At 31.7% G+C, this 16906-nt stretch carries 12 protein-coding genes and 4 tRNA genes; 13 read left to right on the top strand and 3 right to left on the bottom strand.

What is annotated here, in order from left to right; genetic code table 11:
- Window positions 1-13 precede the first annotated feature (13 nt).
- The gene (locus KTF99_RS09665; RefSeq protein WP_051397571.1) at window positions 14-1945 is read right to left on the bottom strand and encodes a putative bifunctional diguanylate cyclase/phosphodiesterase; all 1932 of its coding nucleotides are present in this window, start codon (window positions 1943-1945) and stop codon (window positions 14-16) included.
- 187 nt (window positions 1946-2132) lie between these two features.
- Between KTF99_RS09665 and KTF99_RS09660 the strand changes: the two genes are divergently transcribed.
- The 3 genes from KTF99_RS09660 to KTF99_RS09650 all read left to right on the top strand — a co-directional run bounded on the left by KTF99_RS09660 (window position 2133) and on the right by KTF99_RS09650 (window position 4439).
- Window positions 2133-2993 (top strand): helix-turn-helix domain-containing protein, encoded by an 861-nt coding sequence (locus KTF99_RS09660; protein WP_003537199.1) that lies wholly within the window; start codon window positions 2133-2135, stop codon window positions 2991-2993.
- 121 nt (window positions 2994-3114) lie between these two features.
- Window positions 3115-3849 carry an N-acetylmuramoyl-L-alanine amidase family protein gene (locus KTF99_RS09655; RefSeq protein WP_009009626.1) on the top strand — a complete coding sequence of 245 codons (735 nt, stop codon included), beginning with the start codon at window positions 3115-3117 and terminating at the stop codon, window positions 3847-3849.
- Between the two features lie 281 nt (window positions 3850-4130).
- Window positions 4131-4439 (top strand): hypothetical protein, encoded by a 309-nt coding sequence (locus tag KTF99_RS09650; RefSeq protein ID WP_008790970.1) that lies wholly within the window; start codon window positions 4131-4133, stop codon window positions 4437-4439.
- A 12-nt stretch (window positions 4440-4451) separates the two neighbouring features.
- Here the strand turns inward: KTF99_RS09650 and KTF99_RS09645 are convergent, their stop codons facing one another.
- Window positions 4452-4946, bottom strand: a complete 495-nt coding sequence (locus KTF99_RS09645) for a putative ABC transporter permease (RefSeq protein WP_029481082.1) — start codon at window positions 4944-4946, stop codon at window positions 4452-4454.
- Between the two features lie 188 nt (window positions 4947-5134).
- Window positions 5135-5611, bottom strand: coding sequence for a glutathione peroxidase (locus KTF99_RS09640; RefSeq protein ID WP_003537204.1), 477 nt, complete (start codon window positions 5609-5611; stop codon window positions 5135-5137).
- A 179-nt stretch (window positions 5612-5790) separates the two neighbouring features.
- Here KTF99_RS09640 and KTF99_RS09635 point away from each other — a divergent pair.
- The 10 genes from KTF99_RS09635 (at window position 5791) to KTF99_RS09590 (ending at window position 16892) form a co-directional block, all read left to right on the top strand.
- Window positions 5791-5867: transfer RNA gene (locus KTF99_RS09635), tRNA-Ile, on the top strand.
- A 26-nt stretch (window positions 5868-5893) separates the two neighbouring features.
- Window positions 5894-5970: transfer RNA gene (locus KTF99_RS09630), tRNA-Ile, on the top strand.
- 26 nt (window positions 5971-5996) lie between these two features.
- Window positions 5997-6073 (top strand) — tRNA-Ile (locus KTF99_RS09625).
- Window positions 6074-6091: 18 nt separating this feature from the next.
- Window positions 6092-6167, top strand: a tRNA-Ala gene (locus KTF99_RS09620).
- Between the two features lie 56 nt (window positions 6168-6223).
- Window positions 6224-6979: a putative ABC transporter permease gene (locus KTF99_RS09615; protein WP_029481080.1), complete on the top strand. Its 756-nt coding sequence runs from the start codon at window positions 6224-6226 to the stop codon at window positions 6977-6979.
- A gap of 2 nt (window positions 6980-6981) precedes the next feature.
- Complete coding sequence (locus KTF99_RS09610; RefSeq protein ID WP_226814572.1) at window positions 6982-8343, top strand: MATE family efflux transporter; 1362 nt, start codon at window positions 6982-6984, stop codon at window positions 8341-8343.
- Between the two features lies 1 nt (window position 8344).
- The gene (locus tag KTF99_RS09605; protein ID WP_029481047.1) at window positions 8345-9340 is read left to right on the top strand and encodes a PTS transporter subunit IIC; all 996 of its coding nucleotides are present in this window, start codon (window positions 8345-8347) and stop codon (window positions 9338-9340) included.
- Window positions 9341-9443: 103 nt separating this feature from the next.
- The gene (locus KTF99_RS09600; RefSeq protein ID WP_008790974.1) at window positions 9444-10211 is read left to right on the top strand and encodes a MurR/RpiR family transcriptional regulator; all 768 of its coding nucleotides are present in this window, start codon (window positions 9444-9446) and stop codon (window positions 10209-10211) included.
- 285 nt (window positions 10212-10496) lie between these two features.
- Window positions 10497-14888 (top strand): fibronectin type III domain-containing protein, encoded by a 4392-nt coding sequence (locus KTF99_RS09595; protein WP_029481037.1) that lies wholly within the window; start codon window positions 10497-10499, stop codon window positions 14886-14888.
- Window positions 14889-14900: 12 nt separating this feature from the next.
- Window positions 14901-16892: a glycosyl hydrolase gene (locus KTF99_RS09590; protein WP_029481035.1), complete on the top strand. Its 1992-nt coding sequence runs from the start codon at window positions 14901-14903 to the stop codon at window positions 16890-16892.
- The last annotated feature ends 14 nt before the right edge of the window (window positions 16893-16906 follow it).

The raw sequence follows: 16906 nt of genomic DNA, 5'->3' as shown, positions 1-16906 counted from the left end.
ACAACCATGTCTATTATTTTTCGGTAATTTTAGTTGTTTTGATTACATTTAAAGCTTCATCAAATGAGACTGGTCGAGAAAAATAATAACCTTGCAATAAATCACAGCCGCATTTTTTCATAAATTCCATTTGCTCCTTCGTCTCGATTCCTTCAGCTAAGATATGTAAACCAATTTGATTAAATGCTTCAATCATTTTTTTAATAAGAATTGCAGCTTTCTCATCTTTCATTGCTTGCCAGATTAGGCTTTTATCTACTTTAACGACTTGAAAAGGGATAGTAAGGACATAGGTGATATTAGAATAACCAGTACCAAAATCATCTAGTAAGAATTGGATTCCACGATTAATCATATTTGTCATAAAATTTGTGATTGCATCAAAATTAGTTACCAGCATACTTTCGGTAATTTCAATTTTTATTAATTCATAAGGCAGTTGATGTTTTTCAATAACTTTTAAAACTTTATTTTCAAGATCATCTTGCATAAATTGTAATACTGAAAAATTAATAGAAACACCGGTAAAATCCTTTTTTTCAGCAATCACTTTTTTTATAAAAAGACAAGTTTTATCAAGTACCTGATAAGTAATTGGAGCAATCAACCCATTTTCTTCAGCGATTGGAATAAATTCCTCGGGAGAAATAAACCCAAGTGGATTGTCCGGTAAACGGAGTAATGCCTCTGCCTTGCAATAGCTATGTGTTTTGAGATCATAGATAGGTTGAAAATAAACTTCAAAACTATTGTTTTCTAAACAAATTCTTAATAAGTCAAGAATTTGATATTTTCGTCTAATTTGTTTGATCATTGCAGTAACACAAAAATTAATATTATGAGCATTATCCTTTTTTCCTAACGAAACAGCATATTCTAGGCCGTTAATAATTTCTTCTTTGCTATGAGCAACTTTAGGATAAGCAATTCCTCCAGCTACATAACTAATGATAAAGTCAATATTTGAAATCTGCCACGGATTTTTCATTCGTGTTTCAATCTTTTCTAGAGCATTTATTACATTCTTTTTATTATAAAAAATTAATGCAAACTCATCTCCGCCATAGCGATACATTGCCTGCTTAGGCAATAAATAACGTAAATAATGACAAACTTCTAAAAGAATTTGATCACCTATTTCTTGGCCGAATTTATCATTAATAAACTTAAAATTTTTTAAAGAAATAACTACAGCAATAAAAGGTTTGTTATTATCGATTAAGATATCGATCATCTTGTTGAATTCTTGACGATTCAACAAATTCGTTAATGTGTCTGTGAACATTTGCTTGTTTTGTAAATACAAATAAATAATTAAAAGAGCACTAGTGGCTGCGGTACCTGTTAAAATATATTCAGGGTGAATATATTGAAATAGGATTACAAAGGCAGAAATAAAAGGGAATACCCCTAAAATATAACTTACATTTCGTTCGAGAGATTTCCTTTTATGAATTACTAGAATCAATGAAAAAAAGACATAAATATAAAAGACTAAATATGTAATAAATATCCAAGGTCCTTGTTGATAACCGGATACTTGATCAAACGAAAAGAGCAACGACGTATAGAAATTACTAAAAACTAAAAGAACGTATAATATTGATGGTAAACTGCAAAGTGCGGCATATTTCTTGACCTCTTTTTCATCATAAATATTAGCTAGTGCATAGATGAAATAGATAGCGCCCATTAACGGTGTGCTTAAATAGTAAATTAGTAGAAAAAAGCTATTAAAGAATAATGGTACTTGCTTATAATATTGTAAAAGTGTTGTTGAAATAATATTAGAGCTGACTGAAAGAAAAGTAATGAATAAACAATACTGAAAAACTTTATTTTTTACGGTTGGTAGAAGATTTCCTTTACGGGCATAGACTAAAATAATGCATAATGTTATTGCTGAAACAAGTTCTGCCGTGATATCCCAAATCAATATTTTCACCACATTCCTATAATGTATTCTTTATAGATTATATCACAAATCAATCACATAAAGTTAATAGATATAAAGATTTTTTGACATTCAAAAATTTATTTAACTCTAATTTGTGAATAAAGGCATTGACAGATAAACAGAGAGATAATTTAATTGGTAGACTATAAGTAACTTAAGAAAGGGGTTATTAAATATGTATGCATGGCAAGAGATTCAGGTGACACTTGATTATATTGAAGAAAATTATGATAAAGAGATCGATATTGATAAATTAGCAGCAATTGCTCATTTATCAAAATACTACTATCAGCGATTATTTTTTCGTTTAACTAAAAAAACTGTGAATGATTATGTGAAGCTGCGGCGCTTAGAAAAAGCTGCCAATCAATTAAAAAATACGGAAAAAAGAATCTTAGATATTGCAATAGCCTGTGGTTTTTCTGGACATAGTGCTTTTACTCGGGCTTTTAAAGAAGTCTATAAAATTACACCTGATGATTATCGTAATCAAAAAATTCATTTAGATCATTTCATTAAACCAGATTTACAGCTTAATTATGTTGTAATTGATACTGGCGTGCCATTGATCGTAGAAGGGATGGTTTTAGAGATAAATGAAAAACAAGTTTGTAATGATCGAATTTTTTATGGTAAAAGCAAAATGGCTAAAGTAGATGAATTAGGTGAACCGAAGATAAATAACATAGTTTCTTTGTACCAGGAATTAGATGTTCAAGATGCGGTAGTAGTAGATATTTTAACATTGAGTGATGATCCTGCCTTATTTAATTATTTTGTAGGGATTGAAATTGATAGACCGTCAATTGATTGTGAACAACGAATTATTCCTAGTGGTAAGTATGTAGTATGTAGTTATGAAGCAGAAAATTTTGAATCATTAGTGAATGAAGCTTTATATAAGGCTAGCCGATATTTGTATGAAGTTTGGTTTGTTGAACATCGTCTTGAACCAGATGATCTTCTGGTTCAAAAATATTATAATCCTTATCAGGAAAATTGTTATATTGAACTTTGGGCTAAAGTACGATCATAAAAATACATCATTTTAAATGACGTGTTTTCACTTTATTCGCATCTTTATAGATAAATACTTAAAAAACGTGTAATTAGTTTTACGCGTTTTTAGCATTATTAGAATCGTTACTGCATATAATTTGTTAGGTGATTTTGTGAAGAGAACGTATCTTATAATAGCGATTACAGCAGCATTGTATCTTGCGGGACATTATTTTTATCCTAAAAATGATGTGGCCGTAAGCAAAGATTTACCATTAAAAAATGTATCAGTAGTAATTGATCCCGGACATGGGGGCCTTGATAATGGTGCAAGTGTTGGAAAAATTTATGAATCGGAATTAAATTTAAAAATTTCATATGCCTTGAAAGAAGAACTTGAAAGTCGAGGGGCAACAGTAAATATGACTCGTGAAGACGAGCAGGATATGACCAAACGAAATCATCACTATTCAAAACAGGATGATATGTATTTAAGGGTTAAAAAGATAGATTCATATAAAAGTGATTATTTAATCAGTATTCATTTAAACTCAGCTCCAGCCTCAGGTGCTTGGGGTTCCCAAGTATTTTATTATAAAAACAGTGATAAAGGAAAGCGCCTTGCCAGTGAAATACAAACTACGATGAAAGAAGTTACAGGAAGTGCAAAACGCATTTCAGGTGCAGATTTCCGAGTTTTACGGGCAACCCAGACAGTCGGAGTATTGATTGAATGTGGTTTTATCTCTAATGCTAATGAAAGAGGACAACTGCAAAGTAGTAAGTATCATCAAAAATTAGCAGTCAAAATATGTGATGGGATTGAAAAATATCGTGAGAAATATCCAGAAGATACAATTGATCCAAAGGATTATGAAAAGATATTATCGTAGAAAAACTCCTTTTTTAAGTACACTCTATAATTTAGTTGGCTGAGTTATGGAAGTGTGCTTCATTTTATAGGAGTTTTTTAAATATAAATAATAAAATATATTGTCAAAAACAATAAAAAAATATAATAAATAGTGATGAAAGCATTTACATCTTTTCTTGTAAATGATATATTTGTGTGTATAAAAAATAATTTTTGCTTATAAAAAGTTTTTAATGTGATAAATTAATGGATAAAATACAACAAATTATACCAAAATATAAAGGAAAGGGGTTTAGCAAGATGAAAAAAATTGTTTTATTGTGGGATACAGAAATACCAAGTGATTTTTTTGTTGAAAAGCTGATTGAAGAATCTGAAAAAGGCTCTGTAAAATGTGAAATTCAAGCTTATTCAATTGCTGAAGCATTAGAAAACCGAATTGATGCTGATGTTGTCTTGTTAAGTCCTTTGATTTGTTTTGAACAAATTAAAATTGAGCGTTTAGTACGTTGTCCGGTTGATATAATCGGAATTGGTGCTTATGCTTTATTTGATGTTAAGGCAATTTTATTAAAAGCATTTGATGCGATGAGAAAAAAGAGAATCTAATATGTAGGCAACCTATTTAGGCTGCTTTTTTGTTACTTGAAATTGCTGATTATAAAATTGATATAGGATTATAAGGATATATATGAGTGCGATAATATTAACAGCATAATAATTTAAATTAATTAGAAGGCTATTAATAAATGGATCGATGTAATTAACTAAAATAATTCCTAAAAATCCCCACATCAAGCTATAGAACATACAAATACGGCTAGTATAATTGCTAGGTATTTTACCATAATCCCATACTTCTATTTGTGAATCATATGATAAGAAAAAGTGAGTCAAATATTCTAGGGCAGTACAGCCGAATAGTGAATAAAAAAAGATTTCAAAATTATTAGTATGATAAGGGACAATGCTTAAAATCAATAATGCACCAAAGCCATAGATAGGGATAAACGGTCCTTTTAGTAATCCCGATAGATAGAATTCTTTCTTTAAGATTGAAACATATACTGACTCAAGAATAAATCCTAAAAATGTATAAATTGCAAATTTTACCATTATTACCTCCTTTAATAATATATGTAATTAAAAGAGGAATATACAAGAATCTTATCTTAAAGATGAGGTATCAGATACGATGAATATTAATATTAAAAATGAACTTATTATTTTTGATTTAAAATAATAAGTTCATTCAATTTAGTAGTTTTTATTATGTTGCAATGCAAGTATGTTGTTATAAAGATTTATTTTAATAATTTTTTAATATTATTTTCAATTTCTCTTGGCTTTACTAACGGTTCAAAGCGGGCAACGACATCACCCTCTTGATTAACTAAAAATTTTGTGAAGTTCCAGTCGATTCGTTTTGATAAAGTACTATCTTGTTTTTCTTTTAAATATGTATAAAGTGGTGATTCATTTGGGCCGTTGACTTCGATTTTAGCAAATTGCGGAAAACTAACACCATAAGTATCCGCACAAAAAGACATGATTTCTTCCATTGTTCCAGGTGCTTGTTCACCGAATTGATTACATGGGAAATCTAGAATACAAAAACCATAATTATGATATTTTTCATAAAGTTCTTCTAAATCATCATATTGCTCGGTGAATTCACAATCGGTTGCTGTATTGACGATTAGTAAAACTTGATCTTTATAATTATTTAGTGAGATTGTTTGATTGTTATTATCTAATACTTCTATTTCATATAAGTTCATAATTGCCTCCCTTAAATATAAACTATAATCAAAGTATAACAATATTTAGATATGCAAACAAATAATATGCAATGACGATTTTTTGATAAAATTAAGAAATAAAAAAAATTGTCAAAATTATAAATAAATGCTTGACGGTAAAGAATCTACATGCTATTATATTAGGGCAGTTGATTGATGGGCCTGTAGCTCAGTTGGTTAGAGCGCACCCCTGATAAGGGTGAGGTCGATGGTTCAAATCCATTCAGGCCCACCATTAGTTAATTGCAAATAGATATATATGGGCCTGTAGCTCAGTTGGTTAGAGCGCACCCCTGATAAGGGTGAGGTCGATGGTTCAAATCCATTCAGGCCCACCATTAGTTAATTGCAAATAGATATATATGGGCCTGTAGCTCAGTTGGTTAGAGCGCACCCCTGATAAGGGTGAGGTCGATGGTTCAAATCCATTCAGGCCCACCATATATATTTTAATATTTTGGGGCCTTAGCTCAGCTGGGAGAGCACCTGCCTTGCACGCAGGGGGTCAGCGGTTCGATCCCGCTAGGCTCCACCAATTGTATATTAAGTCTGCTTTGGCAGACTTTTTAATTTATTTAAAGGAGGCAAAATATGACTGGAAAGTTGATAATTCTTGTGGTTTCATTCTTTATTTATTGTTTAATGGGGTGGATTTGGGAATCAATCATTTTGCCTTTATCACGGCATCAAAAACCATATAATCGAGGTTTTTTAAATGGTCCCTGGATTCCTATTTATGGTTTTGGTGCAATGCTGGTAATTGTTTTATTTGATATTCAGCAGGTTAATTATCCTATTTATACTTTATTTATTAGTGGCGGGGTAGTAGCTTGTTTATTAGAATATATTACTTCGTATGTAATGGAGAAACTGTTCCATCGACGCTGGTGGGATTATAGCCAAAAGGCTTTTAATTTGAATGGTCGTGTTTGTTTAGAGGGTTTTATTTGTTTTGGTTTATTTAGTGTTGTGGCAATCGATTATGTTCAGCCTTTTTTTACTAGTAAGCTATTATTAGTTGATGAAAATATTTTATTTGTCTTAAGTGGGGTTTTATCAGTTCTCTTTATTGTTGATACAATTGTATCAACACATGTAGCATTGGATATTGAAAAGAAATTAGAATTAGTAAAACAAGTACTGGAAGAAAGTGAAAATAGATTGATTGCAAGTATTGAGGAAAAACAAAATGAAGCACGTGCATATATTGAAAAACAGCGTCTAGAATGGCAAAAGCAGCAAGTCGTCTTAAAATCATTAATTAGACAAAAGAAGTTGTTTAAATATGGGCACCGGCGTTTGATACGTGCGTTCCCTGATTTATTAAAGAGAAAAAAGGATGAGTGATGATGCTGAAGAAATATTTTGGAACTAAACAATTCTATAGAACTGTTATTAGTATTGCTTTTCCAATTATGGCTCAACAGTTTATCACAACGTTTGTAAATTTAATTGATAATGTAATGATTGGCAGTATTGGCAATATTGCATTAACTTCAGTAACGGTGGCAAATCGTTTTTTTCTAATTATGAACTCAATTTTATTTGGGTTATGTGGAGCGGCGGGAATCTATATTGCTCAATTTTTCGGGGCTAAGCAGAAGAAAAATTGCCAAGAGGTATTTAATATTAATATGGCTTTTGCGGTTGGGGCAGGACTTTTATTTACATTAATAATTTTTATTTTTCCTCAATACGCAATTGAATTGTTTTCTAAAACACCGATTATAGTTGATGAGGCGATTAAATATTTACATCTTGCTAAATATACATATATCCCTTTTGCTGTTTCGTTCACTTGTATGATGGCTTTACGAGCAGTTGGTATTAACAAGATTCAGCTAAAAGTGGGGATAGTAGCAGTAATAACTAATACCGCATTAAACTATTGTTTGATTTTTGGAAATTTTGGATTCTTTAAAATGGGAATTCAAGGGGCGGCTATTGCAACGATTATTGCTCGACTTGTTGAAATGGCAATATATTTGATTATTTTATATCGAAATAAACATTTCTTTAGTTTTGATTTAAAAGGGATAATTAGAATTAATGTCAACTTATTAACCAGTATTGTTCGTAAAGCAATTCCTTTGACGATCAATGAAATTTTGTTTTCATTGGGACAAGCTTTAATTTTTATGTCATATATGCGATGTGACGAATATTTAGTGGCTTCCATATCTGTTGTTGACACAGTAGCTAATATAATGTTTATTGTTTTTGGTGGTCTATCTTCAGCTGTGTCGATCATGATAGGAAATAAATTAGGTGCTAATAAACTTGATGAGGCTAGAGATAATGCGCGTAAATTATTATGTTTTGCATTGATGGTATCGTTAATGATTGGGATGATATGTTTTTTATTGGCACCACTGATTCCTAATCTGTATAATGTTGATATACCAATTAAAGAAGCAATCGTAAGATTGGTTCGAATTAAATCGATAATGATTAATATCTATGCTTTTAATGTCTGCATCTTCTTTATTTTAAGGGCGGGTGGAGATGTTGTTAGTACGATGATTATGGATTCAGGTTTTTTGTGGGCTGCTGGAGTACTGGTTTCAACTCTATTATCGTCATTTACGACTATTTCTTTAATTTCGTTATATATCGTTGTTGAAAGTTTGGATTTGATAAAATTAATAATTGCAACCTACTTCTTTAAAAAAGAACGCTGGGTTAAAAATATTGCAGTTGTAGGAGGTTAGAATGAAAAAAGATAACTATATTATTAAATCATTAAATGGAATGGCATATGGCTTTTTCTGCAGTTTGATCATTGGAACGATTTTTAAACAAATAGGAAATTTTGCTAATATTAGCCAACTAGTTGCTTGGGGTGAGGTGGCAACTTATTTAATGGGACCAGCGATTGGAGCAGGTATTGCTTATGCAATCGATGCTAAAGGATTAAATCTAATTGCGGCAGTAATTGCTGGAACGATTGGAGCAGGAACATTTAATGGTAATACGGCGACAACTGGAAATCCAATCGCAGCGTTTGTAGCCGTAATTATTGCAGTAGAAGTAACAAGATTAGTACAAGGAAAAACACCGGTTGATATTTTGTTAGTGCCTTTTACTTCTATTATAGTTGCGGGAATAGTGACAATATTTATTGGTCCATATATCACTAAATTAATTGTTTGGATTGGTGATTTAATTAATCAAGGGGTAAACATGCAGCCATTTTTCATGTCAATTGTAGTTGCAGTTTTGATGGGAATAGCTTTAACAGCACCGATATCTAGTGCGGCGATCGGAGTGATGTTGGGACTTAATGGTTTAGCTGCTGGGGCTGCTTTAGCTGGGTGTTGTGCTCAAATGATTGGTTTTGCGGTAATGTCGATGGATGATAATGATATTGGTGATGTTGTAGCAATTGGCATTGGAACAAGTATGCTGCAGTTTAAAAATATTGTAAAGCATCCGATAATTTGGCTTCCGCCGATTTTAACAAGTGCTATTATTGCTCCAATTTCTACTTGTTTGTTGGAAATATCTTGTTCAGCAATTGGTTCAGGAATGGGAACTGCAGGACTGGTAGGGATTTTAGAAGCTGTTAATGTGATGGGAAATAATTATTGGATTCCAATCATTGTTATTGATTTACTAGCACCAATGTTGATCAGCTTTGGAATTTATAAAGCTTTTAGAAAATTAAACTATATTAAAGCAGGGTATCTTAAATTAGACCGTTTTTAGTTAATAAATAAATTTTAAACTCTTAAATTTGGTGGATATATGTGTTAGAATTATACATAATCAGGGAAGAAAGCTTCATCCAACAAAAAAAGGGGGCGATAAAATGCTGTTTACATACAAGCAAATTGCTAATTTGAATGAAACAGAAACATTTATTTATCGTTATGTAATGAAGCACATTAAAGTTGTTACAAATATGAGTGTTCGTGATCTGGCTGAATGTACTCATGTATCAACGGCGACAGTAGTACGGTTTTGTCAAAAATTGGATTGTAATGGTTTTGTAGAATTCAAGACAAAGTTAAAGTTATTTAATGATGGACTTACTCTACCAGAAACTGATGATGAAATTGATGTTCTTTTAGAATTTTTTAACTATGCACGAAGTGTAGATTTTAAGGAGAAAATTAATAAATTTGTTAAGTATATCAAGGAAGCTAAGTCGATTTGTTTTTTAGGAATTGGAACAAGTGGTACTTTAGGAAAATATGGGGCTCGTTATTTTTCAAATGTAGGGTATTATTCACAAAGTATCGATGATCCTTATTATCCCCCACCAGTTGATGGTAATGAAAGTTCATTATTAATTGCTTTGACCGAAAGTGGTGAAACTCGAGAAGTAATTGATCAGCTTAAAATGTATCAGAGTCAGAATACAAAAATTGTGGTAATCACTAATAAGCCAGGGTCAACAATTGATCAAATGGCAGATTTGGGAATCTACTATTATGTTAAAGATATTATTTTACCACAAACATATAATATTTCATCTCAAGTTCCTGTTCTTTATATTCTTGAGCGTGTTACTCATGAGTTACAAAATGCTAAGGAAAAATCGCTGCCGTTGAAGTTTACCAGCCGTAATTTATAATGTGGAAAACTACTAAAAAATAAGTAGTTTTTTTTATAAAAAAATAAGCAAACTTGTTACATTTAATGTAACCCGTTACATAACCTCTTGCGTTCATTCCTTCTTATTATTAATTATGTTATTTTATAGGTGTAATGTTAAGCACATTGCATTGAATATCAAATAATCATTAAGCGCTTATAGTATTTGATATTCTAATTGTTATGGATTGTATTGAAGTAGGCCGCTTTGATACAATTCAAATATTGCTTATATACGAAATATATTAAGAAGGGGAAATGGAAAATGATAAAAAGATTAAACAAGAATTTTTTTGCAGCTATTCTGACCTTTGCGATGGCAATTGGTATGATAGCACCTGTAAATGTTGCAGCGAATGACGAATACTTGAATTTTGATCAGGATTCAATTTATGCAATTGTTTCAACTACAACTGGAAAAGCATTAAATATTAAAACAGCTAGCTGGACATCACCTGCAGAAGCAGATGGTGAATATAATGCTAAGACAAATAAAATAAGTAACTCATCACAATTTATGTTTATTAATGAAAATGATGGTTCAGTAACAATTAAGTATACTGGTATAAATGATGGGCAAGATTATTACTTAAGAACAGAGTCTGGGCAAACATATGTATGGGCTGATACTAGAAATGAAGATACCACAGCTAAGTATAAAATAACTAAAACGGCCGATAACCAAGGTATTATTGAAAGTATGAAAAGAACTAATGAATATCTTTCAATTGATAGTAAAGGAAAATTAGTCTATACAAGTGATAGAGATTTGGCTGAAAAATTTAATTTTGTCAAAAATCCTGGAATTATCAGTAATATCGCTTGGATTGAAAATGTGGCTACAGGAAAGTTAGTAACATTTGCTGATCAGCCAGATGAAAACTTTTCTGCAATTAAGGTAACTGGAGATGCTGGTAATATAGGTGATACTGAAAAGTTTAAAGTTACTTTTCACACTAATGACAATGGGATTAAAAATGTAATTTCATTTGAATCGGTTAGTAAACCAGGTTATCAAATTGCATCAGCTAAGTGGGTAGATGGCGCTGTACCTACCATTGGGTCATATAAAAAAGTGGGTGGTGGCTGGGAAGCTGTCGCAGTTGAACCGATTGGAAATGGATTGTTTGTATTAAAGGATGCAGCTACAGGAAAATTGGTTACTGCAAATAATGATGAAGTTCTAGAAGGTGGTTATGAAGGGGAATTAACTGATCGAGAAAAATTTATTATCCATAATGCTATTGATATTGCTGATGTCACAGATTTAAAAGCAGATGATAGCTCAAGAACTGAAACCACAATTGATCTTACTTGGACAAATCCGAATAGTTTATATACTGATGTAACCTTATTTAAAAAAGCTTCAAATGAAGTAGTGTTTGATAAAGTTGCTGATGTAACTGGAAAAAAAAGCTATCAAGTAACTGATTTGAAAGCGGGGATGCAATATAGTTTTAAATTAGAATATGTAAATGGAAATGGAAATTTATCAGATATTAATAATCCGAAAAATGAAAGTGCTGAATTGAAAGTTAGTACAAGAGCAGGAGCAAAACCAGCGACACCAGCAGATGTTAAATTAGTTGAAAAAGATGGTGAGTTCACAATTAGCTGGGGAGCTGCTGAAAATGCAACACACTATCAATTGTTAAGAGCAGATAGTATGCTTGGGGAATATAATGTCGTAGAGACTGTAACTAGAGATAGTACTTCTGTTACTGTTGCACCTATAGGTGATAAATACGAGAATTATTATCGCATCATTGCTCTAAATAATGGACAAAATAATGATGATGATTTATCAAATGCTGAAATTTCGGAACGTTCTGAGTATGTATCTCTAGAAAAGAATATATTTGGAGAACATACGTTGTTCTTCTCACCCAAAGATGATGTAGCACAACTTGATAAAATATTATTAGATTTATTCAATCAACAAAATGATAGAGGAGCAGATGCTCAATTTAAAGGGCAACAATACCAAGTTTATTTCAAACCAGGTGATTATACTGAAACTACATGTATGTATTTAGGGTTCTATACATCATTTAATGGTTTAGGAAAAATACCAATGGATGTTAAGTTAAATAATATCGCAATTCCATCTTATCTAGATGGTAATAATGCTACTTGTAATTTCTGGCGTTCTGCAGAGAATCTAGCTGTTATAAATACTGGGAATGAACAAGGAAAGGCTGGCTTCGATTGTAATCTTGCCCGACCAGAATATTTTAACTGGGCAGTAGCTCAAGCTGCACCGCTTCGTAGAGTATATTCAAGTCGTCCGGTTGGATATGACTGGAATTATGGATGGGCTAGTGGTGGATACGTAGCAGATTGTATGTTTGAAGGTGTATTTGAAGATCAAGGAAATCAATTATCAGCTGGAACATATAGTGGACAACAATTCTATACTAGAAATAGTAAATTGACAGGAGGCGGATATGGAACTACTTTAAATAATTTCTTCCAAGGTGTTGATGCTCCTAATTTACCAACTGAAAAAGATGGTGATGCTTTAGCTAATGGCAATGGATATTCAAATTGGGGTAAAGAAGCTGCGAATGGGGAACAGCAAGTATTCACAAATGTTGAAAAAACAAAGAAACTTAGTGAAAAGCCATTCCTATATTTAGATAATGGTGAATATAAGATCTTTGTTCCTGACTTACAAAAAGATACATCTGGTACAAGCTGGACTAAAGATGGTGATATGGGTAAAGGGAAAAGTTTATCTTTAAGTGAATTCTATATAGCTAAGCCAAGTGATTCGGCTAAAACAATTAATGAACAATTAGATAAAGGTAAAAATATTTATTTCACACCTGGAACATATCATGCTGAAGAATCAATTAAGGTTAATAAAGCAAATACGATTTTAATAGGTACAGGTATGACTTCAATTATTCCTGATAATGATGAAGCAGCAATGGAAATTGCTGATGTAGATGGTATTAAAGTAGCTGGCTTGATTTTTGATGCTGGTGAAAAGGATTCAAATTATTTGTTAAAAGTTGGACCTGCTAATAGTGATAAAGATCATTCTGCTAATCCAACTATACTACAAGATTTATTCTTTAGAGTTGGTGGAACTACAGCTAATCCAACACGTGCAAAAAATGCATTAGAAATTAATAGCAACGATGTAATTACTGATCATTTCTGGATTTGGCGTGCTGACCATGGTAATGGTGTAAGCTGGAGTGGTAATGCTGCTGATCATGGTTTGATTGTTAATGGTGATAATGTAACATGTTATGCATTATTCAATGAGCATTTCAATAAATATGATACATTATGGAACGGTGAAAATGGTGCAACATATTTTTATCAAAATGAAAAATGTTATGATCCTATTAGTCAAGAGGCTTGGATGTCACATAATGGAACAGTAAATGGATATGCTGCTTATAAAGTAGCTAATGATGTTAAGGAGCATTATGCAGTTGGATTGGGAATTTATAATGTATTTATTTATACTGGTGAAGATTATGATTCTTCAAAAGTGCAAATTCAAATGGATAGTGCAATTGAAGTACCAAATAGCAAAGGTGTAATTATTGAAAATGCATGTTTACAAACATTTGCTGATGAAAATAAAGTATTACAAAAATTTAATCATATTATTAATGATGTTGGTCCTGGTGTAAGCAGTGGAACTGATAAAGATGATTTTGCTATTAAAGGTGAAGGCTGGTCAAGAAAATTCTTATTAAATTATTGTGATGGAACTGCTGTTTATGGTAAGATGCCAGCTGCTGATCAAAAAGGAAAATTTATTGGAACAGTAACTGAAGAAAACATAAAAGCATTAGGTGATGATAATATTGATACAAAAACATTGAGTGATCTATATAATGTGAATAAGGATAAAAATGAAAATAATTATACAGTTGATAGCTGGAAGGTATTTGTGAAAGCGTTAGATGATGCTGGTAAACAATTGAATGCTGATTTAAAATATGCATATCAAAAAGATTTTGATAGTGCAAAAGATGTATTGAATGATGCTATTGATAATTTAGTATTAGTTGGTGCTGATTATAGTAAAGTTGATAGTATCAAGGCTGAAGCTGAAAAAGTTTTAGCAAGTGATAACTATACTAAAGATTATTACACAGAGGCAACAAGAGCGACATTTGATAAAGCTAATAAAGCATTAAATGATCTTGCTGATGATTTAACGATTTTAGAACAGAATAAAGTTGATGATGCAATTGAATTATTGACTGAAGCAATTAATGGTTTAACATTAAAAGGTGCCGATTATAGTAAATTAGATGTAGTTAAAAAGGAAGCTGAAAAAGTTTTGATAAGTGATAATTATACTAAAGGTCACTATACAGAAGAATCGAAAGCATTGTTTGATGAAGCTTATGAAGTGTTAAGTAGTCTTGCTGATAATTTAACAATTATTGATCAAGGTATGGTTGATGAAGTAGTAAAGGCATTAGATACTGCGATTAAAGGTTTAACATTAAAAACTGAAGAACCGGGGCAAATTGTAAAACCAAATGAGCCTGGTCAATCAACAAAACCAAGTGACAGCAGTAGTGCTAAAACAGGCGATGATCAAATGATTTATGGTTATGGAATTGTTACTCTCCTTGCACTGGGTGGTTTAATGATGTTAAAAAGACATCATACTAGCTAGTGGAGAAGAATTATGAAAAAAAGTAAAATTATAAAGGTAGCAATACTCGCACTATTTAGTGCGGTATTGCTCACATTAAATAATGTAGGAGCTATTTCAAGTAATCCATATAATGATTGGAAAACTTCAGCGATTAATTATCCTAATAATGGGCAGTTAGTTCCAGCGGGACCAATTACAATAACCTGGGATAGATTAAGTATTGATAGTCATGAAGTAATTGGTTATGAGGTATATCTTGATAATGTTCTTCAAAATTCAACAATTATTGATGAAGGTGATATTTTTAGTTGTGAAGTTTATACAACTAAAGTGGCACAGCATCAAGTTAAAATATTAGCTCAATTGAGCAATAATACTAAGATTTCAACTAGTGCTAGAAATTTTTACATATCTAAAAAAGGTATGGGTTTTTATAGTGGTAACGGCTACAGTGCAATTCAAGATGCACAAAATATGGGATTGTCTTGGTATTACAATTGGGGAACGGCACCAACGTATGCTGGTACTTGTCCAAATCAAAAGATAGATTTTGTTCCTATGATCTGGGGTGCCTATAATGGTTCAAACGAGCAATTAACAACAATTAAAAATGCGGGATATAAAACAGTATTGGGTTATAATGAACCGGATTTTGTAGATCAATCGAATGTTCCAGTAGCTACAGCGATTGCAAATCAACATTATTTTACAAATAGTGGTATGAGAATTGGGGCACCGGCAACGGCTATTCAGGCTCCTAATTCTGAATGGTTTAATGAGTATTGGCAGGGAATTAATACAGATGATATTGATTTTATACCTGTTCATAATTATCCTGGTAATATTGGAGTTACTGATAAAGAAATTAAAGACAATGCTAAAAGTTTTTTAAATTTTATTAATGAAACACATAATAAATTTAATAAACCGATTTGGGTTACAGAATTTGCGGTAGCTAATTGGGATCCATATTGGGATGGTTATAATGGTGCTAACGAAGCGAATAAAGCTGAAGTGAGAAAGTTTTTGAATTATGTTATTAATGGGTTCGATAATAATGTAGGACTAAATGATTTAGAATTTGTTGAGCGATATGCCTGGTTTTCATTTGATGCACTAGATCGTTATGGTGGTGATTCAGGATTATTTAATACTAAAGCAGATCATGATAAAAATAGCATGTTAAAAATTGGGACATTAACAACTTTAGGAAATGATTATCGTAATCTTGGTAATCCAGAAGGTTATATATTGCCGAACTTAATGGGGGAAATAGAACCGTCTATTGAAGATGAATATGTTGATGATTATGTTAATGTCATGATTAATGGTCGAAGTGAAAACGTGGTATTGGGTAGTAAATTTGATAAAATCGATACGCCTGTTAAAGATGGATATGTATTTAGCGGGTGGTATAGTGATGAGGCGTGTACTAAAGAATATGATTTTGATAGTATTGTCACTGATAATGTCACAATTTATCCAAAATGGCTTAAGATGCATACAGTAACAATTGATGGTATAGATAATAAAGTAATTGATGGCAATACAGCGGTTAAGCCTCTTCCTTCTGTTAAAGATGGTTATGTATTTAAGGGATGGTATAGTGATTCAGAATATAATAATAAATTTGATTTCAATGAGCCAATTAGAGGCGATATTGCAATTTATTCAAAATGGGTAAAATTGGTAACGGTTTCGGTTGATAATAATAAAGTGCTGATTGAAAGTGGTACAGTTTTATCAAGGCCAGATATGCCAATAAAAAATGGGTATACTTTTGCAGGGTGGTACAGTGATGAAGCGTGTACTAAAGAGTTTGATTTTGCTAAGCTATTGTTAGAAGATGTGACGATTTATACTAAGTGGAAAAAAGTAATTGATCCAATGGAAAAAGAAGACCAAACCACTTCAATTAATAGTGTTAAAACCGGCGATAATTTTGCAATTCAAGGTTATGTCCTAGGTTTGATTGGAGTAATGGTGGCAATTGTAATGATGCAAAAAAAATATAATAAATAAAGATATTATGTATA

Source organism: Erysipelatoclostridium sp. MSK.7.34, from assembly GCF_019041935.1.
Taxonomy (GTDB): domain Bacteria; phylum Bacillota_I; class Bacilli_A; order Erysipelotrichales; family Coprobacillaceae; genus Thomasclavelia; species Thomasclavelia ramosa.
The sequence above is the reverse complement of the archived record's forward strand: the minus strand, read 5'-3'. Positions and strand labels throughout refer to the sequence as shown.